At 65.4% G+C, this 19769-nt stretch carries 21 protein-coding genes; 6 read left to right on the forward strand and 15 right to left on the reverse strand.

The features are described from left to right. Nucleotides 1–131: 131 nt before the first annotated feature. From NKF27_RS19280 to NKF27_RS19325, 10 genes are all read right to left on the reverse strand, one after another. On the reverse strand, nucleotides 132–1307 hold the full coding sequence (locus tag NKF27_RS19280) for an amino acid ABC transporter permease (protein ID WP_222516371.1): 1176 nt from the start codon (nucleotides 1305–1307) through the stop codon (nucleotides 132–134). A gap of 155 nt (nucleotides 1308–1462) precedes the next feature. After that, nucleotides 1463–2500 (reverse strand): amino acid ABC transporter substrate-binding protein, encoded by a 1038-nt coding sequence (locus NKF27_RS19285; protein WP_045993511.1) that lies wholly within the window; start codon nucleotides 2498–2500, stop codon nucleotides 1463–1465. 440 nt (nucleotides 2501–2940) lie between these two features. Continuing rightward, entirely contained in the window at nucleotides 2941–4560 is a 1620-nt protein-coding gene (locus NKF27_RS19290) for a nitrite reductase (protein ID WP_301271165.1), read from the reverse strand. Next, a complete protein-coding gene (cobA, locus tag NKF27_RS19295) occupies nucleotides 4557–5360 on the reverse strand; it encodes a uroporphyrinogen-III C-methyltransferase (RefSeq protein WP_253554373.1) in 804 nt (267 codons plus the stop codon). The genes NKF27_RS19290 and cobA overlap by 4 nt, the downstream gene beginning before the upstream one ends. A gap of 13 nt (nucleotides 5361–5373) precedes the next feature. Further along, the gene (gene nirJ / locus NKF27_RS19300) at nucleotides 5374–6552 is read right to left on the reverse strand and encodes a heme d1 biosynthesis radical SAM protein NirJ (RefSeq protein WP_253554374.1); all 1179 of its coding nucleotides are present in this window, start codon (nucleotides 6550–6552) and stop codon (nucleotides 5374–5376) included. After that, nucleotides 6540–7088, reverse strand: a complete 549-nt coding sequence (locus tag NKF27_RS19305) for an AsnC family transcriptional regulator (RefSeq protein WP_253554375.1) — start codon at nucleotides 7086–7088, stop codon at nucleotides 6540–6542. The genes nirJ and NKF27_RS19305 overlap by 13 nt, the downstream gene beginning before the upstream one ends. After that, the gene (locus tag NKF27_RS19310) at nucleotides 7063–7599 is read right to left on the reverse strand and encodes an Lrp/AsnC family transcriptional regulator (RefSeq protein ID WP_240184217.1); all 537 of its coding nucleotides are present in this window, start codon (nucleotides 7597–7599) and stop codon (nucleotides 7063–7065) included. The genes NKF27_RS19305 and NKF27_RS19310 overlap by 26 nt, the downstream gene beginning before the upstream one ends. 16 nt (nucleotides 7600–7615) lie before the next feature. Next, nucleotides 7616–8152 carry an AsnC family protein gene (locus NKF27_RS19315; protein WP_253554376.1) on the reverse strand — a complete coding sequence of 179 codons (537 nt, stop codon included), beginning with the start codon at nucleotides 8150–8152 and terminating at the stop codon, nucleotides 7616–7618. Further along, nucleotides 8149–8640 carry an Lrp/AsnC family transcriptional regulator gene (locus NKF27_RS19320; protein WP_045993516.1) on the reverse strand — a complete coding sequence of 164 codons (492 nt, stop codon included), beginning with the start codon at nucleotides 8638–8640 and terminating at the stop codon, nucleotides 8149–8151. The genes NKF27_RS19315 and NKF27_RS19320 overlap by 4 nt, the downstream gene beginning before the upstream one ends. 62 nt (nucleotides 8641–8702) lie before the next feature. Next, nucleotides 8703–10427: a nitrite reductase gene (locus tag NKF27_RS19325; protein ID WP_253554377.1), complete on the reverse strand. Its 1725-nt coding sequence runs from the start codon at nucleotides 10425–10427 to the stop codon at nucleotides 8703–8705. A gap of 786 nt (nucleotides 10428–11213) precedes the next feature. Between NKF27_RS19325 and NKF27_RS19330 the strand changes: the two genes are divergently transcribed. The 6 genes from NKF27_RS19330 (at nucleotide 11214) to NKF27_RS19355 (ending at nucleotide 14708) form a co-directional block, all read left to right on the forward strand. Next, on the forward strand, nucleotides 11214–11468 hold the full coding sequence (locus tag NKF27_RS19330; protein ID WP_231498585.1) for a cytochrome c: 255 nt from the start codon (nucleotides 11214–11216) through the stop codon (nucleotides 11466–11468). Further along, nucleotides 11465–12790 (forward strand): cytochrome D1 domain-containing protein, encoded by a 1326-nt coding sequence (locus NKF27_RS19335; protein WP_301271166.1) that lies wholly within the window; start codon nucleotides 11465–11467, stop codon nucleotides 12788–12790. Before NKF27_RS19330 ends, NKF27_RS19335 begins: the two co-directional genes overlap by 4 nt. A 16-nt stretch (nucleotides 12791–12806) precedes the next feature. After that, complete coding sequence (locus NKF27_RS19340; RefSeq protein WP_253554378.1) at nucleotides 12807–13277, forward strand: hypothetical protein; 471 nt, start codon at nucleotides 12807–12809, stop codon at nucleotides 13275–13277. Nucleotides 13278–13360: 83 nt separating this feature from the next. Further along, nucleotides 13361–13927 carry a cytochrome c oxidase subunit 3 gene (locus tag NKF27_RS19345; RefSeq protein WP_253554379.1) on the forward strand — a complete coding sequence of 189 codons (567 nt, stop codon included), beginning with the start codon at nucleotides 13361–13363 and terminating at the stop codon, nucleotides 13925–13927. A gap of 5 nt (nucleotides 13928–13932) precedes the next feature. Continuing rightward, complete coding sequence (locus tag NKF27_RS19350; RefSeq protein WP_253554380.1) at nucleotides 13933–14364, forward strand: hypothetical protein; 432 nt, start codon at nucleotides 13933–13935, stop codon at nucleotides 14362–14364. Beyond that, a complete protein-coding gene (locus NKF27_RS19355) occupies nucleotides 14361–14708 on the forward strand; it encodes a hypothetical protein (protein WP_108132124.1) in 348 nt (115 codons plus the stop codon). The genes NKF27_RS19350 and NKF27_RS19355 overlap by 4 nt, the downstream gene beginning before the upstream one ends. A 40-nt stretch (nucleotides 14709–14748) precedes the next feature. On the opposite strand, the gene NKF27_RS19360 is transcribed toward NKF27_RS19355, so the two are convergent. The 5 genes from NKF27_RS19360 to NKF27_RS19380 all read right to left on the reverse strand — a co-directional run bounded on the left by NKF27_RS19360 (nucleotide 14749) and on the right by NKF27_RS19380 (nucleotide 19710). After that, entirely contained in the window at nucleotides 14749–14949 is a 201-nt protein-coding gene (locus NKF27_RS19360) for a hypothetical protein (RefSeq protein ID WP_108132212.1), read from the reverse strand. A gap of 5 nt (nucleotides 14950–14954) precedes the next feature. After that, nucleotides 14955–16946, reverse strand: a complete 1992-nt coding sequence (locus NKF27_RS19365) for a nitric oxide reductase activation protein NorD (protein WP_253554381.1) — start codon at nucleotides 16944–16946, stop codon at nucleotides 14955–14957. A gap of 8 nt (nucleotides 16947–16954) precedes the next feature. Further along, complete coding sequence (locus tag NKF27_RS19370; protein WP_301271167.1) at nucleotides 16955–17782, reverse strand: CbbQ/NirQ/NorQ/GpvN family protein; 828 nt, start codon at nucleotides 17780–17782, stop codon at nucleotides 16955–16957. A gap of 52 nt (nucleotides 17783–17834) precedes the next feature. Further along, a complete protein-coding gene (locus NKF27_RS19375; RefSeq protein ID WP_108132122.1) occupies nucleotides 17835–19175 on the reverse strand; it encodes a cbb3-type cytochrome c oxidase subunit I in 1341 nt (446 codons plus the stop codon). An 82-nt stretch (nucleotides 19176–19257) separates the two neighbouring features. Continuing rightward, nucleotides 19258–19710, reverse strand: a complete 453-nt coding sequence (locus NKF27_RS19380) for a cytochrome c (RefSeq protein ID WP_253554383.1) — start codon at nucleotides 19708–19710, stop codon at nucleotides 19258–19260. Between the last annotated feature and the right edge of the window lie 59 nt (nucleotides 19711–19769).

Here is a 19769-nt window from a genome sequence, read left to right on the forward strand (position 1 = left end):
GCCACCTCGGGCTCACTCGGGGGGTGCACCGGGGACTGGGAAGGAGGTGTGGGACGCTCGGTCATGGCAGCAGTCCTCCAACGAAGACAGGCAAGCGGCTCATGGCAGAGCGCATGGTTGGCGTATTCATCTCAGCGCTCCTTGAGCAGGGTCCGGGCGTTGTAGACGTTCATCAACGCCGACACCACCAGACTGATGGTCAGATAGACCGCCATGGTCATGGCGATGATCTCTATCGCCTGGCCGGTCTGGTTGAGGCTGGTACCGGCGAACACCGCCACCAGGTCGGGATAGCCGATGGCGGTCGCCAGCGACGAGTTCTTGATCAGGTTCAGGTACTGACTGGTGAGCTGCGGCACGATCACTCGCATCGCCTGGGGGATGACCACCTTGCGCAAAGTGATGTTGCCCGGCAGGCCGATCGCCCGGGACGCCTCGATCTGCCCCTTGGGCACCGACTGGATCCCTGAACGCACGATCTCGGCGATAAAGGAGGCGGTGTAGATCGACAGCGCCAGCCACAGTGCCATCAGCTCCGGGATCACGGTGATACCGCCGGAGAAGTTGAAGCCCTTGAGCGACGGCACGTCCCAGGCAAGCGGGCTGCCGCTGGCCACGAACACCAGCAACGGCAGGCCGATGATCAGGGCGCTGCCGAGCCAGTACACCGGCAGCGCCTTGCCGGTACGCTGCTGCAGCCGTCTGGCGTAGATACCAAGGGCCACCACCGCCAGGATCGCTACCACCAGCGCCAGCTGGGTCAGGCCGAAGCCTGGCTCGGGCACCGGCGCCGGCACGATCAGCCCGCGCACGTTGAGAAAGAACGCCTCGAGCAGCGACATGCTCTGGCGCGGACTGGGCAGGGCCTGGAGCACGGCGAAGTACCAGAACAGGATCTGCACCAGCAGCGGAATATTGCGGAAGGTCTCGACGAAGGCCGCCGCCAGGCGAGCCAGCAGCCAGTTGGGCGACAGCCGGGCGATACCCACGGCGAAGCCGATCAGGGTGGCGGCCAGAATGCCGAGCCCGGACACCAGCAGGGTATTGAGCAGCCCCACCACGAAGGTGCGGGCGTAACTGCTGTCGCCGGAGTAGTCGATCAGGGTCTGGGGGATCGAGAACCCGGCGCGCTCACCGAGGAAGTCGAAACCGGTGGTGATGCCCCTGGCCTCGAGATTGGTCAGGGCATTGCCGATCATCATCGCGATCAGCGCGGCGAGGCCTGCCAGCAGCAGCGCCTGGATGATCAGCGCACGAAAGGCAGGACGCCGCCATAGCGGCGTCCGTTCGATAGGGGGCGTGGACATGGGCGAGCCTCTTGCTGGACGACGCTTGCCTCCGGCCCGTCTCGCGGCCGTGGGTATTCACCCGCGAACGGCAAGTGGGCCGGCGCGCGACGTCGTCGCTCTATCCGTCATGGGTCGGACGACCCCGGCCATGGCCGGGGTCGCAGCGGACAGTATCAGCGGATCGGCGGGGCGTAGAGGATGCCGCCTTCGTTCCACAGGGCGTTCATGCCACGACTGATGCCCAGCGGTGAGTTCTCGCCCACGGTATCGGCGAACACCTCACCGTAGTTGCCCACCTGGGAGACGATGTTGTAGGCCCAGTCGTTGGTCAGACCGAGCTGCTCGCCGTAGGTGCCGTCGACACCCAAAAGGCGCGCCACCTGGGGATTGGGCGGATCATTCTTCATCTGCTCGGCGTTGTCGCTGGTGATGCCCAGTTCCTCGGCATTGACCATGGCGAAGACCGTCCACTTGACGATGTCGAACCACTGGTCGTCACCCTGGGCGACCACCGGGCCCAGCGGCTCCTTGGAGATCAGCTCGGTGAGGATCTCGACGCTGTCCGGTTCCGGCAGCTGCAGGCGCAGGGCGCTGAGCTGGGAGGTATCCGAGGTGAGCACGTCACAGCGCCCGCTGGCGAAGCCCGAGGCGGTCTGGTCCGGGGTATCGAAGGTCACGGTGTTGATGTCGATGCCCTTGGCCGGGAAGTAGTCCGCCAGGTTGAGCTCGTGGGTGGTGCCGGACTGGATACAGATGGAGGCGCCGTTCAGATCCTCGAGGCTTTCGATGCCGAGATCCTTGGCCACCATGAAGCCCTGACCATCGTAGAAGGTGGTCGTCGTGAAATTGAGGCCCAGGGAGTTGTCCCGGGTGGCGGTCCAGGTGGTGTTGCGCGATAGCACGTCGATCTCACCGGACTGCAGCGCGGTAAAGCGCTCCTTGGCGGTCAGCGGGGTGAACACCACCTTGTCGGCGTCACCGAAGATCGCCGCCGAGATGGCGCGACAGGTTTCCACATCGAGTCCCTGCCAGTTGCCGTTCTCGTCCGGCGAGGAAAAACCGGACAGGCCGACGTTGACACCGCATTGGAGTTCGCCGCGGGAGGTGACTTCGTCCAGGGTGGCGGCCGAAGCACTGCTCGTCACGCCCAGCGCCGCTGTGGATAGCGCGGCGAGGGAGAGGGTCAGCAACGTCTTGTTATTGTGTCGCATGGATTCAACTCCAGTAATGGATGAGCGTTGTACGCCCATTCACTATCCGAGCCTCGGCCGGCGTGGTCAATGCTGGTGTCGACGTTTGTTTTAAACGATGGATTGAAGATCGATGGCAGCCCCCATCGAAAAGAGGCCCGGGAGGAGCGTACCCGCTGGCACGCCCCCTCCGGGCAAGACGTACTGATCTCCACCACAAGCACGCCTGGTATCAGCACAGCGCCACGTCCTTGGGCGTTGTCCGAAAAGCCGCCGATCGCAGGCACTTTTCACATAGGCCTCTAGGCGCTGTCCGAAAAGTCGACGAGCGAAGGTTAGACAAGGCAAAAATCGGTGAGAAAGCGCAGTTTACGGGGTGTAAATGAGCATTTTGACCGGGCTGGCGCACCAGCCGATTTTTAACGCCGTATTACCGAGCGCAGGCACTTTTCAGACAAGCCCTAGTGCGAGGTGCCCTCTTCATAGTGGGTCTTGTTCCACACGTTGTACTTGCCTGACGGCTTGTCCATCGGTACCCGGATGATCTCTTCGAGGCTATCGGCGTCATAGGCGATCACCGCGCCGTCGCGCTCCCACAGACTCAGCAGCAGGGTCTCGCCGTCGCGGTCGAACTCCACGTGGGCAGACGTCTTGCCCGGCTCCGGGATCAGGGTGCGCACGATCTCGAGGCTGTCCTTGTCGATCACGTGGACACGATCACGGTTCGGCCCGAAGAACACGTCGGTCCAGGCGTAGCGGGAGTTTTCGTGGCTGCGCATGAAGAAGCCCGGTCCGTCGGTGTGCAGCGTCTTGATCAGCGAATAGTCGTCCATGTCGATGATCGAGACTTCCGGCTTGGCCAGGTGGGGAATCGCCATCACCCGACGTCCGCCGGTCTCCCAGGTGATGCCGGAACCCAGATGGGGCATGCCCGACAACGGCAGGTCGGCCAGCTTGTCGCCGCTGTCCAGGTCGATGACCATGGCCCCATCGCCACCGCGGGAGGCGCCGATGACGCGGCGGTACTCGGGGTCGAAGAAGAAGTCGTCGAGGTAGTCCGGCACCGGCAGACGCCGGACCTCGAAGCTCTCGCCCCTGGCCTCCAGAGCCTTGCGCTCGGGGTCGAGCGACTCGTCCATATGCCCCGTGGCCACCACCGGTTCAGGCGGCACCGGCCAGGGGATCTCCCACAGCTCCTTGACGTCCTTGAGCGCGGCGATAAAGCTCGAGCGCGGCGGCGCGGCGTAGACGGCGCTGACCCGGGAGCCGTTGCCTTCGGCGTCGGCGGCGGGATAGACCCGCATGGGATCGAGCCGGTGGGCGTCGAACAGCACCAGGTTGCCGGGCAGGGTGTTGGCGGCCATCACGTAGCGGCCATCGGCGGACACCGCGATATTGCGCATATTGATGCCAGCGCGGACCTCGGCCACCACGGCGAAGTGATAGAGATCGAACTTGGTGATCCAACCGTCGCGGGAGCCGAAATAGACGTAGCGGCCATCCGGGCTGTACTTGGGCCCGCCATGCAGGGCAAAGCGGGTGGGGAAGCGCGCCAGGCGCTCGAAGGTGTCGCCGTCGAGCACGCTGGCGTGGTGATCGCCGGTCTCCACCACCACGAACAGATTCTGCGGATCGGCGACGAACTCGGGCGTGTCGCCAAGAGGGTCTTCACCAGCGACCGGAGGATGCGACACCACCTGGCTTGCGCGGATATCGTCGAGCGTCCAGTCGGGGGTCACCGGCGGGTCACTCAGCACCCAGTCACTCAGCGCATCGACCTGGGCCTCGGCAAGCGTGTCGGTAAAGCCGGGCATCTGGGTCGCGGGGCGGCCATCGGCGATCACCCGACGAACCTCTTCGGGCTTGATACGCCCCAGGTTCTGGGGCAGCAGCGCCGGCCCCATGGCGCCCAGACGGTCGGCGCCGTGGCAGCTGGCGCAGTGATCCTGATAGAGCTGCGGCGGCGCCGAATCTGTCGCCTGCGCCTCGGCCGATACTGGCATCAAACCCAGCATCAAACCCGGCACCAGACTCGGCATCAGCCCGATCAGGGCCGCGCCCAGCAGTCTTGCCGTGTTCATGCCACCGCCTCCGTCATGGCGTCCATATCGAGCCGCCCGGCCAGGGACACCACCTCGCCTACCACGATCAGCGTCGGCGGCTTGAGCCCCTCGGCCTGGATGGTCTCGGGCAACTGGCCCAGGCGGGTGATCACCCGCCGCTGTTCCCGGGTGGTGCCGCGTTCGATCAGCGCCACCGGCTGGTCGGCGGGCAGGCCGTTGGCGAGCAGTTCGCGGCGAATCAGCTCGGCGTTGGTCAGCCCCATGTAGAACACCAGGGTGTGGTGGCGACTGGCCAGCGAGCGCCAGTCGAGATCGAGGCTGCCGTCGGCGCGGGCGTGGCCGGTGACGAAGGTCACCCCCTGGGCGTGGTCGCGATGGGTCAGCGGAAAGCCGGCATAGGCGCTGCAGCCCTGGGCCGAGGTGATTCCCGGCACCATGCGAAAGGGCACCTGGTTGTCCACCAGCATCTCGGCCTCTTCGCCGCCGCGCCCGAAGATGAAGGGGTCGCCGCCCTTGAGGCGCACCACCCGCTTGCCGGTCACCGCCAGGCGCACCAGCAACTGGTTGGTTTCCTCCTGGGTCAGGGCGTGGCAGCGCGCCGCCTTGCCCACGTAGAAGCGCTGGGCCGCCTTGGGCGCCAGCGCGAGCACCTCCGGTGACACCAGACGATCATAGACCAGGCAGTCCGCCTGGCTGAGCAGGTACAGCGCGCGCAGGGTCAGAAGGCCGGGGTCACCGGGGCCGGCGCCGACGATGGCCACCTCGCCGGAGGCGAGCGGCGCTTCGCCGAGCTGGTCGTAGAGGGCTTGCAAGGACATGGTGATCTCCCGTTCAACCGGTCGTCAGAATCATCTTGGGCGAGACGGCGTCGGTCAGGCCGATCTCGTCATCGTCGAGGTAGCAGCCCGGGTCCTCGGCCCAGGGATCGCCCAGGGTCTTGAAGGCACGCACCCGGGTATTGCCGTTGCAGATCGGCAGGTAGCGACAGGCGCCGCAGCGTCCCTTGAGCGGCCGCGGACGACTGCGAAAGCCCTGCATCAGATCGTCGTCGGCCTCGCACCAGATTTCCGAGAAGGGCCGCTCACGCACATTGCCGAGGTGGTGGTCCCACCAGAAGGAGTCCGGGTGGACATTGCCCAGGTTGTCGATATTGGCGATGTACTCGCCGCTGGCGTTGCCGCCCCAGGCAAGCAGACGCGCCTCGAGATCGGCGACCCGCTCGGGGAAGTGGCGCCTGGCCCAGTGCAGCAGGAAGGGGCCGTCGGCGTCGTTGTTGCCGGTGACGTAATCGCGCCGGATACCCACCTCGAGTTCGGCGCGACAGCGGTCGAACAGTCGGGTCATGGCGTCGCGGGTCATCTCATGCCAGGCGTCGTGCTTACGGTGACGATGACCGCGTCCGCCATAGTTGAGGTGTGACAGGTAGAACTTGTCGACGTCGTGCTCGGCGGTCAGCGCCAGGATGTCGTCGAACTGGGCGTAGTTGTCCCGGGTCAGGGTGAAGCGCAGCCCCACCTTGATGCCCCGTTCCTTGCACAGCCGGACTGCGGCCATGGACTCGCGAAAGGCGCCACGACGCTGGCGGATCTGGTCATGGGTCTCCTCGAGGCCGTCGATGCTGATGCCGACGTAGTCGTAACCGGCATCGGCGATGGCGTCGATGTTGTCCTCGGTGATCAGGGTGCCGTTGGTGGAAAGCCCGGTGTACAGCCCGAGTTCCTTGGCCCGGTGCGACAGTTCGAAGATGTCGGGGCGCATCAGCGGCTCGCCACCGGACAGGATCAGCGCCGGCACCCGGAAGGCCTTGAGGTCCTCGAGCACCCTCAGCGCCTCCTCGGTGGACAGTTCACCGGCGAAGTCGACGTCGGCCGACACCGTGTAGCAGTGCCGACAGGTCAGGTTGCAGCGGCGGATCAGATTCCAGATCACCACCGGGCCTGGCGGGGTGCGGGCAGGCGCCAGTGGCGTCGGCTCGAGCAGGCTGTCGATGTAGCGGGTCACTCGGAACATGGCGAGGCTCCCTTGGCGGTGGCGAGCCGTAGCCCGGTCTTCTTGAGGATGCGGCTGCTGTAGAGAATACGGTGGTCGCGGCAGGCGTCGCCCAGCCATTCACGCAGCCGCTCGGCCTGGGCTTCGACCTCGTCACGGTGGTGGCCGTGCAGCATCACGAACAGGTTGTAGCGCCAGTCCGGCAAGCGGCGAGGCCGCCGGTAGCAGTGACTGACGCCCGGCCAGTCGGCCAGCTGCCGGCCGAGTTCATCGATACGCTGATCATCGACGTCCCACACGGTCATGCCGTTGGCCAGGTAGCCCAGGCGGTAGTGGTTGGGTACCGCGGCGACGCGGCGCACGACGCCGGTCAGGCGCAGGCGCTGAAAGCGCGCCAGCACCTCTTCGCCGCTCATGCCGATGGCCGCGCCCACCGCCGCCCAGGGGTCGGCCACCAGCGGCAGGCCCGCCTGGGTGGCTTCGATCAGGGCGCGGTCGCCGTCGTCCAGCACAGAGACGTCGTCGTGGCCCCTAGACGGGCAGGTGGAGATGGACATGGAACTCCTCCTCCTTGGGCAGGTTGATCACCTCGAGCCCGGTGGCCTCGGTGATGGCCTCGATCACCGAGGCGACACGGCCGGGGCGATCACAGGCGATGACGAACCACATGTTGTAGTGGTGCTCGCGGCGATAGTTGTGGGCCACCTCGGGGAAGGCGTTGACGACCTCGGCGACGCGCTCGAAGTCGGCTTCTGGCACCGCCAGGGCGGCCAGCGTCAGGGCTCCGCCGAGACGCTCGGCCTGGAACATCGGGCCAAAGCGACTGAGGATCCCTCGCTCGAGCAGCGACGACAGGGCGTCGAGCAACTCGCGCACCCCGAGCCCCAGCTCCAAGGCCAGGTCGCCGTAGGGGTCCGGGGTCAAGGGCACACCCAATTGCAGGCGGTTGATGATCCGACGCTCTACCTCAGACAGCGCAGCCACCGCGTCATGGCGAGCGGTGGCAGCGTCGTGTGGGTGGCGGTCGGGGTCGCCGGGAAAACCCCGGGACGGTGTTTCTGAGCTCATGGCTCCTCCGGGGGTGTCATGGTTCCTCGGGCGTGTAGCGTCCGCCGCGCTGGCGATAGGCCTGGCGGCTGAACAGCACCTGGTGGTCGACGTCTTCGAGGCCATGGCGCTGGATCAGCGCACGGATCTGGGCCTCGACACGCACTCGCCGGACGCCGTGGATCATGCAGAACAGGTTGTAGGGCCAGCCGAGGCGACGCACCCGCTGGTAGCACAGGGTGACCTCGGGCTCAGCGGCCAGACGCCGGCCTACCTCGTCGACGCGATCATCGGGCAGGTTCCACACCACCATGGCGTTGGCGGCGAGGCCCAGGCGACGATGGCGGACCACCAGGCCGAAGCGTTTGATGAAACCGCTGTGCTGCCAGTGCCCGATCCAGGTACGGACCTCCTCGACGCTCAGGCCGGTCTGCTCGGCCAGCACCTTGAACGGCTCAGGCACCAGCGGCAGCCCTTCTTCCAGACAGGCCCTGAGTCTGATCAGACGGCGATCCTGAGCCTGCAGCGGGCCCGCCGGACGGCGCCCGGCGGTGGACGTGACGGCCTCGATCATGCTTCCTCCAGCTCCGCCCAGGGCAGGGCGAAGGCCAGGTCGATGTGATAGCTCTGGACCATGGGCAGGCGCAGCAACGGGGTGGCCAGTTCGGCCTCCAGCCGCGTCAGGCGCAGTTCCAGGCTGGTGCTGTCCGGCGCCGTCACCACGAACCACAGGTTGTAGCGGTGCTCGCGCCAGTAGTTGTGGTTGACCCCGGGGCAGGCGTTGATGATCTGTGCCACCGCCTCCCGGCGATGGTCCGGCACGGCCACCGCCACCAGCTCGCTGGCGCCGGCCTGGCGGTGATCGAACACCGCGCCGACACGGCCCACCACGCCCAGGTCACACAGACGCTGCAGGCGCTCGATCAACGCCTGTTCATCCAGTCCGAGCTCTTCGGCCATGGCCGCAAAGGGACGCTCCACCAACGGCAGCGATCGCTGATAGCGATCGATCAGACGCCGGTCGATGCGGTCCAGGTCGTCGACCACCTTGTCGGTTGCCATGGCCATCTCCCGAAAAGCGAAAAATTGGGGCGGGCCGCCCGTGCGAGCGGCCCGCGAGGACGTCAGTAGACGTCGTGCTGGGTGTTGTAGACGTTGAACTTGCCGGTCGGCGTGACCAGTCGCTCGTCCTTGATCACCGCTTCCAGCTGCAGCGTCTCGTCGTCGACCACCACCAGCGCGGAAGACTGATCGGCGGTGTTCCACACCGAGAACCAGACCTCGTCGCCGGCACGGTTGTACTCCGGCTGCACCACCCGCTTGGGTCCTTCGCCGAGATCCGCCCAGTCGGCGATCGGCAGCACCTGGAAGCCCTCTTCCAGGTCGTTGACGTCATACACGGCAACGCTCTGGCTGATGGCCTCGTCGGGGTTCAGCGCGGTGTCCACGTAGAGGTGCTCGGACTCGGGGTGGGTCTTGATGAACAGCGAGCCGCCGCCCTGACCTTCCAGGGTGCGCACCACCTTCCAGGCCTGGTCCGGATGACCTTCCGGGTCGGTACCGATCAGCGAGATGGTGTTGTCGCCCAGATGGCTGGTGGCCCACACCGGCCCGAACTCGGGGTCGACGAAGTTGGCGCCACGTCCCGGGTGCGGGGTCTTGCCCACGTCGATGATCGCCTCGAGCTCACGCTCCTTGGCATCGATGACGACGATCTGGTTGGACTGGTTGGCGGCGGTCATGAAGTAGCGACCGCTGCTGTCCCAGCCACCGTCGTGCAGGAAGCGGGAGGTGTCGATCTCGACGCTGGACAGGGCGTCCAGGTTCTCGTAGTTGACCAGACGGACCTTGCCGGTTTCCTTGACGTTGACGATGAACTCCGGGTGCTGATGGGACGCCACGATGGCCGCCACGCGGGGCTCCGGATGGTACTCCTGGGTCCCCACCGTCATGCCGCGGGTGCTGACGATCTTCTTCGGCTCCAGGGTCTCGCCATCCATGATCACGAACTGCGGCGGCCAGTAGGTGCCGGCGACCGCGTAGGTGTCCTCGTAGCCCTCGAACTTGGAGGTCTCCACCGAACGCGCCTCGAGACCGACCTTGATCTCGGCCACGGTGGTCGGCTCTTCCATCCACAGGTCGATCATGTCGACCTTGGCGTCGCGACCGATGACGAACAGGTAGCGCCCGGAAGCGGACATCCGCGAGATGTGCACCGCGTAACCGGTATCGATGATCTTGACGATCTCCTTGCTGTCGCCGTCGATCAGAGCGATCTGGCCGGCGTCACGCAGGGTCACCGAGAACAGGTTCTCCAGGTTCAGGTCGTTCATCTGCTCGGTGGGGCGATCTTCCGGCGCCACGAACACGGTCCAGCTGTCCTTCATGTCGGCAAGGCCGAACTCCGGGGGTACCGGTGGCTCATGCATGACGTAGTTCGCCATCATCTCGATCTCGTCATCGGTCAGCTGGCCGGAGGTACCCCAGTTGGGCATGCCCGCCGGTGAGCCGTAGGTGATGAAGGTCTTGAGATAGTCCACGCCGCGTTCACGGGTGATGTCGGTGGTCAGCGGCTTGCCGGTGGCCCCCTTGCGCAGCACGCCATGACAGCCGGCACAGCGTTCGAAGTAGATCTCCTTGGCGTGATCGAACTCTTCCCGCGTCATCGCAGGGGCGCCCTCTTCATCGGGCATCATCACCGCCGCCGGGTCGACGCCGGACGGATTGCTCTGGTAGGCCGCCTCTTCCGGAGACAGGTTCTTCTCGGCGCCATGGGCGCTTCCCAGGCCTGCAATCACGATGGCTATCGCTGCGGCAAGGGGCTTGAGAGTCGTGACGCTTCTGGTCATCTTTTCACCTCGAGTCATGATCCACGTGTCTTTCATCCTGTCGCCAACGTCGTGCCACAAGATGAAAATGTCGCCAGGTTTTCCGCTTTCTCTTGAGCGAGTTATTTCCCTTGATATGGCAATCCCTTACCTGGATAAGCGACACATCTTCCTTCCAGATGAAGGCCGCGAAGACGCCAGCTCTCTTCGCGTTTGCCCTGCCTACCATGGAAGCGCGCATTCCCGACGATTTCACTGGGTCTCTTGCCGACTCTTGACCCCTATCAACAATCACTCCTCCGCGCACCAGCAGAAATTTTTCCCCTTTAATTTCTTAAGCTTAATGACCAAATAAGACTTTAGGAGCTACCTCGAAAGGAGCATTTCAGTACTTTTTGATCAAGACGTTGACGCGCATCATCCAATGGTTTCAGACGCTATCGACAGCGAGGCGAAACTCGACTACTGCTTGCCACTTCAAGAAACACCAACACCTTCGGGATAAAACGACGACCCATATCAATAAATATTTTCGATGAATCAAGGACACTATCGGGTCCTACAGGGACCTTCGCCGGGGGACACTTGTCGATGGCTACACCTATTTCCCAGCACCCTTTCGGGCGCCATGCGTGCTCAGTGCTCGTGCCACGATGGCGTACCGCCCTCGCCTGCCTTCTGCTGATGGGAGCATGGGCTGCCGATACATCGGCGACGCCCGCGCCCAGCGCCTCGGCGACACACAAGACCAGCGCCTCGTCGACGCAAACGACCAGCGCTTCAGCGACAGATACCAACGGCGCAGCAGTGGACCCGGAGGCGCTCGGCAACCTGCTCCTTCAGGACTGCGGTTCCTGTCACGGCATGACCCTCAAGGGGGGCCTCGGCCCTGCTCTCACCCAGGAGCGTCTGGCGGTCTACGACGTCGACACCCTGACCACCATCATCCTCGAAGGCCTGCCCGGCACCGCCATGCCGCCCTGGCGCGATCTGCTGAGCGCCGAAGAGGCCCGCTGGATCGCCGAGACGCTCAAGCACACCGACGCTCAGGAGCTTCCATGAGGCACCGTTCTGTATTCACCCATCCCCCCGCCGCCACCGGTCTGCGGCGCTTTCACGCCCCGGGCTTTGTGCTGGGCCTGGCACTGGCCTGCGGCCTGATCGCCTGGGGCCAGAGCCCCCACGGCTCAGCCGCCGTTGCGCCACGTACCGACGCCGGCGCACCGGAGGCCAGCTGTGCCAACCTCGCCACCGGCGGACTCGGGGTCGTGGTCGAACGCGCCGATGGACGCCTGGCCCTGGTCGACCGCCGCCAGCATCGCGTGATCACTCGTGTCGAGGGGCTGGGCGATCTGTCCCACGCTTCGGTGAAGTTCTCCAGCGACGAGCGCTTCGCCTATGTGTTCGGCCGCGACGGCGGTCTGACCAAGGTGGATCTGGTGTGCGCCACCATCGACGCCAGGGTGCTGCAGTCCGGCAACAGCATCGGCGGGGCCATCTCCCAGGACGGCCGTATCATTGCGGTGGCCAACTACGAGCCGGGCGGCGTGAAGCTTTTCGACGCCGACAGCCTTGAGCTGTTGGCCGAGGTAGCGGCGCGCTACACCCGGGATGACGGCAGTCAGGCGCTGTCCAAGGTGGTCGGCCTGGTCGACGCCCCGGGCAACCGCTTCGTCTACAGCCTGTGGGACGCCGATGAGATCCAGGTGCTCGACGCCTCGACGCTCATCGCGGACGAACAAGGTGCCAGCGAGCTTCCCGCCATCACCCGCTTCTCCGATATCGGCGAGAAGCCCTACGACGCCCTGATCGATCCCATCGGGCGCTTCTACGTGGCTGGCCTGTTCGGCGAGGACCACCTGGCGCGGCTCGATCTGTGGCACCCGGAGAACGGGGTCGAGCCGGTCCTGTCCGGCTATCGCCAGGGCGACGACAAGCTGCCGGTGTACAAGATGCCCCACCTGGAGGGCTGGACCATCGCCAACGACCACGCCTGGTGGCCGGCGGTGGGTCGCCACGAGGTGCTGATGGCGAACCTCGACGACTGGCGCCTGGAGCGACGAATTGCGGTGCACGGGCAGCCGGTGTTCGTGATGAGCCGGCCGGACCAGCGCCAGCTGTGGGTCAACTTCGCCCACCCCGACAACGATGTGGTCCAGGTCATCGACAGTGAAAGCGGCGAGATCATCCGCACCCTGACCCCCGGCCAGGCGGTACTGCACATGGAGTTCAGCCCGCGCGGCGAGGAGGTCTGGATCTCGGCGCGGGACTCCGACCAGGTGGTGGTCTACGACACCGACACCTTCGAGCGCCTGGCGACCCTGGAGGCCGAGTCGCCCAGTGGCATCTTCTTCACCGATCGGGCCCATCGCATCGGCCTGTAGGCCGCGGGAGAACGCCATGCACCCTGCTTCGCTGGAAACTCGCCAGACGCAATCACAACAGACAACCGTCGTCACGACGCCTTCCGGGCAGCGCAAGGTGCTGCTGCTCTACGCCCTGATGCTGGGCAGCGTCATGGCGGTGGTGACCGCCCCGCTCAGTGCGCTTGTCGCTCATCTTTGGCTGGCCATCAGAAGACCCACCGATGCGGTACTGGTGAGCCACCTGCGCTTTCAGCTTGCGACCTTCTGGTACGGCGTGCTGGCCGGGGCGATCGGCCTTGGCCTGTGGGGGCTGATCGGACACATCGACCTGCCGGGGCTCACCGGCTGGGCCTACGGCTATCTGGGGTTCACCCTGGCGCTCATCTGGATGGTGGGACGCTGCGCCCTGGGCATCCGCCGGCTGTTGCACCACCTGCCCGTCCCGCGCCCCCTGTCCCCACTGCTGGGTGGCTGCCGCGTGCGCTTTACGGACGCCGACCGGTGAACCTCGATCACGGCGCCTCTGGCATGCCGGGTTCTGGCGTTCCAGGCTCTGACTTACCGGGCTCTGGCTTACCGGGGTCTGGCTTGCCCAATCCTGGCTGGGGGCCGCTGTCGGGCCTGCCGGGCAACCCGTTGATGTGGGTGCTGATCATCAGTGAGCTGCTGGTGTTTGCCGCCTTCTTTGGCGTCTTTGCCTGGCAGCGGGTACTCGACCCCGTGGGTTTTCTCGCCGGGCAACGCCATCTCGAGCCGCTGCTTGGCGGCCTCAATACCCTGGTGCTACTGACCAGTGGCCTTGCCGCGGCGATGGCGGTCACCCAGTCCCAGTGTCCACCCCACGCCCTGCGCGAGCGCCGGATACGCCAGTGGCTGGCGCTGGCCGCGGTGCTAGGCATGGCCTTCTGTCTGATCAAGGCCGTCGAGTATCACCTCGAGTTCTTCACCGGCCCACTGCCGGACAGCGGCAACTTCTTCACTTTCTACATCGGCCTGACCGGCTTCCACGCCGCCCACGTCATCTTTGGCCTGTGCCTGCTGGGCGTCGCGATATGGCGCCCGCGAGCAGACACCGTGGAGACCGTCTGCGCCTTCTGGCACATGGTCGATCTGATCTGGGTACTGCTGTATCCCCTGCTCTATCTGGTGCGGTGACGACAATGCATGACACGGATACTCAGCGCAGACGCCTGTGGCGCACCTGGGCCCTGTTGATGGGCATGACCCTCATCGCCATGGCCAGCGGCGCGCTGCATCGCGGCCCGCTGGCGCTCTGGGCCCTGGCGCTGGTGCTTGTTGCCAGCCTGGTCAAGGCGCAACAGATTCTCTCCATCTACCTCAACCTGCGTATTGCCCCTGCCTCCTGGCGAGGGGGACTCTTGGTACTGGTCGGGGCGATGGGGCTTGGGCTGGCGGCTGCGGGACTGCTGCCTCGCTGGATCGAGGCTCCTGGTGCGACCTCCGATGCGACCGCCATCCCGGCCTCGATCCACAGCACCACAACGAATAACACCACTGATCGACGCAGCGATAGACACATCGATAGACACACTGAACGACACATCGAACGACAGGCACAGGAGCCCAGATGAACAAGGCCGTGGAAATCGACATGACCTTCGAGGAAGACCCCGGCGAGACCATTCGCCTGGTGGCGGTGGTCAACGACCGAGGCGACCTGACCTCGACTCAGGTCTACGGCTTCGCCCGCGACCGCGCGGAAGAGGAACTGGTGACCTACCCCTTCGTGCTGGATCGAGCGGGCGATGATCACTACCAGATCCGCTGGGGCTACGGCGACTGCACCGAGAGTGCGCTGAACTTCTCATCCCCCGCCGTGGCCCTTGGCCAGCGCGTCTATCGCGTCGATACCTACCGCACCGGCAGCGCCCGTTTCTGCTACGAGATCACCGGCATCAACGATCTGGTGCGCTGAGCTACTAGCGACTGACGGCCAACGGCGAGCGACCGACCACTCAGCCCCGCAGCGCCCAGCGTTCGAGCCGGCGCCAGAGCCGCAGGGTGAGCCAGACCGCAAGGGGCACCAGCGCCATCAGCACGATGCCCCAGTCACGGTGATGGATCAGCCAGGCCAGCGGCGTGAACAGTATCAGCGCCGCAAGGCCGGCGGTGGCGAGCGCAAGCCGCTGGCGCCAGCGAGTCTGTGACGAAGACATGACGTTCATTGGGCCACCAGCTGTCGGTAGATGCCCGGCAGCGCCAGGGCGAGATGTTCCGGGCGTGGCACGATGGCGTAGCCCCCTCGACCGAAGATGCGGCCAAGATAGCGACTGGCCTCGCGATCGATGGTCACCCCGAATACCCGCACGTCTTCTCGCGCTGCCTCGCGCACCGCGTGGCGGGTGTCCTCGATGGCGTAGCGCCCCTCGTAGTAGTCGGTGTCGTTGGGTTTGCCGTCGGTCAGCACCAGCAGCAACCGATGCTTTCTGGGGTGTTGGCCCAGCTCCCTGGCCAGGTGGCGAATGGCCGGTCCCATGCGGGTGTAATGCCCCGGCGTCAACGCCGAAATGCGTCGTTCCACCCGCTCGCCCATGGCCTCGTCGAAGGCCTTCAACCGCCTGACCCAGACCCGATGCCGGCGCTGGGAGGTAAAGCTGTGGATGCTGACGTCGTCGCCGCAGCCGGCGATGCCGTGGCCCAGTACCATCAGCGCTTCCTGGGCCACGTCCAGCACGCGGCGACTTTCCAGCCAGGCATCGGTGGACAGCGACACGTCGATCAGGATGGACACCGCCAGATCACGCCCCTGGGGCCTGGCGTCGACGAACAGGCGGTCGCTGGCCTGACCGCCGGCGGCCAGGTCGCAGCGACTGCGGACCAGGGCGTCCAGGTCCAGCTCGTCACCGTCCGCCTGGCCCCGCAGCCACTCTCGCCGAGGCCGCAGGGCCTCGAACTGGCGGCGCACCCGGCGTACCCGCCGCGTCGCCGCCTCGTCGCCCTGCCAGGGCTCGCCCTCCTCGATGGCAGGTTCGGCGATCACCCGGCAGTGGGCCGGCAACAGCCGGCCCTTGCGGTAGTTCCACTCAGGATAGAGGTGCTCGACGCTGGAACCAGCGGCCAGCGACTCGCCACAGGCGGCGTCGGGCGCCAGGTCCAGCGACATCTTCAGGCGTGAGGCGGCCCGTCGCCGGTTGCGGCTCAAGGTGATCTCGTCGATCTGGTCGGCCGCCTCGCGCGCGGCGTCTTCCTCCTCGTCATCCAGGTGGCGGTTGACGTTAACCATCTCCGCCCAGGACAGCATCTTTTCCGAGGCATTGAGCATCAGCGGGTCGTCTCGCTCGGCCTGATCCTGATAGCGGCGCTCGGCCTTGCGCCGGGCACCTTCCACCTCGGCGGCCTGGGGCGGAGCCGTCTCTTCGTCCTCGTCTTCGTCTTCCTCGTCGGTCGACCTCGAGACGCACTCAAGCGTCGACGCCTCGCCCCACAGCGGCACCGGCAGAAAGGGCCGATACCCCCGTGGCGCGCGCACCGACGGGCGCCCTTGGTCATCCGCCGCCTCGAGCCAGGACCACCACTGGCGCGCGTCGCCTTCGGGACGGTCTTGCGTCTGGGCCTCGCTATCGAAGGATCGGTCGTCGCCCAGCAGGCGCCGGACCAGTGTCTCTACCGCAGCTTCTTGCGGAGGCAGGCCGCGGCGCCGAGGACGCACGGCGAGCAGCGCCTGGCACAGCCGGGCATGGCGCCGGACGAAGCCGGGATAGCGCGCAAGCGTCACCTCGGTTGAGCGCCGGGCCTCGGCCAGGCGCACCAGATCCTGTTCGAGCGGATCATCGCAGCGCGCCACGGGACGGCGCTCGGCCAGCGACATGGCCAGCCAGCGATATAGATCGCGATTGAGCTCAACCTCAGGCAGCAGCGCCAGTCGCTGCGGCAGCAGCAGGTGCTCGTCGTCACGCCGCGAGACCTCCAGCGCCTCCTCGTCGAAGCCCAGGCGCTGACGCAGTGACAGGCGATGGCGCGAGGCGCGCTTGCCGATCGCATCCAGGGTAACGCCGTGTTCGCCGCCGCTGGCGCGAAACAGCACCCCCAGCGAACGCGACACCTCATCGAGGGTCACCGCCGCCTCGGGATATTCAGGATAACTGGCGGCACGTGAGGCCCAGCGGTGCCAGTGACGGCCGACGAACTCCTCGACCTCGAGAAACTCCAGCATGGTGGTGGCTATCCGAAGGTGGCGGTGACGACGTCCTCGATGCCCTTGAGCACATCGGGATCGTCACTGAGAGGCTCGAGCAGGGCCGCCCGGGCGGCGTCGAGCACCGGCATGCCGGCCTGGATCAGGCTGGCGCAGTAGATCAACAGGCGAGTGGACACCCCCTCTTCCAGGTCCTGGCCCTTCATCGCCCGCAGGCGTGCCGCCAGGTTGACCAGGGCCTCGCAGCGCCCACGCGAAAGGCCGCTTTCATGGGCGACGATGTCGACCTCCGTGCCGGCATCGGGGAAGTCCAGCGAGATCGCCACGAAGCGCTGGCGGGTGCTCGGCTTCAAGGTCTTGAGAATGTGCTGATAGCCGGGGTTGTAGGACACCACCAGCATGAAGTCGTCCGGCGCTTCGAGTCGCTCGCCGGTACGTTCCAGCGGCAGCAGACGGCGATCGTCGGTCAGCGGGTGCAGTACCACGGTCACGTCCTTGCGCGCCTCCACCACTTCGTCGAGGTAGCAGATGCCGCCTTCGCGCACGGCCCGGGTCAGGGGGCCGTCGGACCAGGCGGTGTCACCGCCCTTCAACAGATAGCGTCCGGTCAGATCGGAGGCGGTCAGGTCGTCGTGGCAGGCCACGGTGTGCAACGGCAGCCCGAGACGTGCCGCCATATGGCGCACGAAACGGGTCTTGCCGCAGCCCGTCGGCCCCTTCAGCAGCAGCGGCAGGCGCTGGCGGTAGGCGTGCTCGAACAGCGCGACCTCCTGGCCGGTCGGCTGGTAGAAGGGGATGTCGTCACCCACAGGGTCCTGGTGCAAGGCGCACCGAGACAGGGTTGCTTGGGTCATGAACAGGGTCCTCGAGACTATCGAGGCCGCCTGACGGCGGCCTCGATCGGGTTCAGCTGGCGGACATCGCCGGCTGGCCAGAGGCCGACCGACGGGCCGGACCGAACAGCGCGTAGAGCAGCAGCACCGCGCCCACCGTCACCGCGATGCCGGTGCCCAGGCGCATGGTGTAGAACAGACCGAGCTGGTCCTGCACCTCCATGTAGTTCATCCCCAGCACCCGCTGCAGATGGGTCTGCACCGCACCGGCAAAGGTCAGGGTGAAGGTCATGAAGCACATGGCCGAGGTCAGGATCCAGAAGCCCCACATGTTGAGCACCTGGTTGAACGGCTGGCTCCGACGCAGCTGCGGCATGGCGTAGGTGATCACGCCGAGGATCAGCATCACGTAGGCGCCGTAGAACGCCAGGTGGCCATGGGCGGCGGTGACCTGGGTGCCGTGGGAGTAGTAGTTGATGAACGACAGGGTGTGCATGAAGCCCCACACGCCGGCGCCGAAGAAGGCGACCGTCGGGCAGCCCATGGTCCACAGCATCGCGGCCTTGTTGGGGTGGTTGCGCGACCCCTTCCAGAACATCACGAAGGCGAACACCACCATGGCGAAGAACGGAATCACCTCAAGGGTCGAGAAGATGCTGCCGATGGCCTGCCAGTAGCCCGGCGTACCGATCCAGTAGTAGTGGTGGCCGGTGCCCAGCAGCCCGGAGAACAGCGACAGGCCGACGATGACGTAGAGCCACTTCTCGATCACTTCGCGGTCGACACCGGACATCTTGATCAGCAGATAGCCGAGCAGCGACGCCATGATCAGCTCCCACACGCCTTCCACCCAGAGGTGCACGACCCACCACCAGTAGACCTTGTCTACCGCCAGGTTGCCGGGGTTGTAGAAGGCGAACAGCCAGAATACCGCCGCCAGCCACAGGCCCAGCATCAACACCAGATTGATGGTGGTCTTGCGGCCCTTGAGCAGGGTCATGCTGGTGTTGTAGAGGAAGATCAGGAAGGACACCGTGATCAGCACCTTGACGAAGAAGGGCTGCTCGAGGAATTCACGTCCCTCGTGGATGCCAAGCTGATAGCACACCAGGGCGGCGACCCCGGCCACCACAAAGATGCCCAGCTGCAGGTAGGCCAGCATCGGGCTATGAATCTCCCGTTCGGCCTCTTCCGGCATCAGGTAATAGGTGCAGCCCATGAAGCCGATCAATAGCCACACGATCAGCAGATTGGTATGGCTGACGCGGATAATGTTGAACGGCATCAACTGGGCCAGGAAGTCTGGAAAGACGTAGACCAGCGCAGCCATGATGCCAAACACCAGCTGAAGGGCAAAAAGCCCCATCGCCACCAGGAAGAAGGCGTAGGCCACCTTCTGTGTTTCATATTTCATTTTTCATGTTCCTCCACGGTTTCCCCTCACGCGACGGGTACGCCATTGCGATCTTGTCGATATGTCACGCGAACCCACCGACCTATCCCGATACGTGGGGCGGCCAGTTCTGATCATCGATAGCGTCGGTCCACTCGAGGAAATCGATCAGCGAGGTCATTTCCTCGTCGCTCAGATCGAACTGCGGCATCTTGCGCCGCCCTGGTACGGCCAGCGGCTGAGCGCGCATCCAGGCCGCCAGTCCCGCCCTTGCCGCCTCGGGATTTTCGCGCCCCTGATAGCGGGTCCAGACATTGGACAGTTCAGGCGCAAAATAGGCCCCCTCACCCATGATGCTGTGACAGTTGATACACATGTTCTTTTCCCACACATGCTTGCCTTCGCGTACCGAATCGGTCAGCGGAAGTGCGCTGGTGGACTCCGTCACGATGTACCAGTGACTGTGAGCAGTCAGCGCTACAAAGATCAGGAAAAAGAACAGTGAGCCCCCGTAGAAGATGTTGCGTGCTGCGGATTTTGTCAGACCCTCGGCCATGACCACGTCTCCTCATTGTTTGGCCCATGGTGCCGGAGAGTCAGACCTCCCTGGCCCCG

The organism is Halomonas sp. DN3 (genome assembly GCF_024137905.1).
GTDB classification, from domain to species: Bacteria; Pseudomonadota; Gammaproteobacteria; order Pseudomonadales; family Halomonadaceae; genus Halomonas; species Halomonas litopenaei.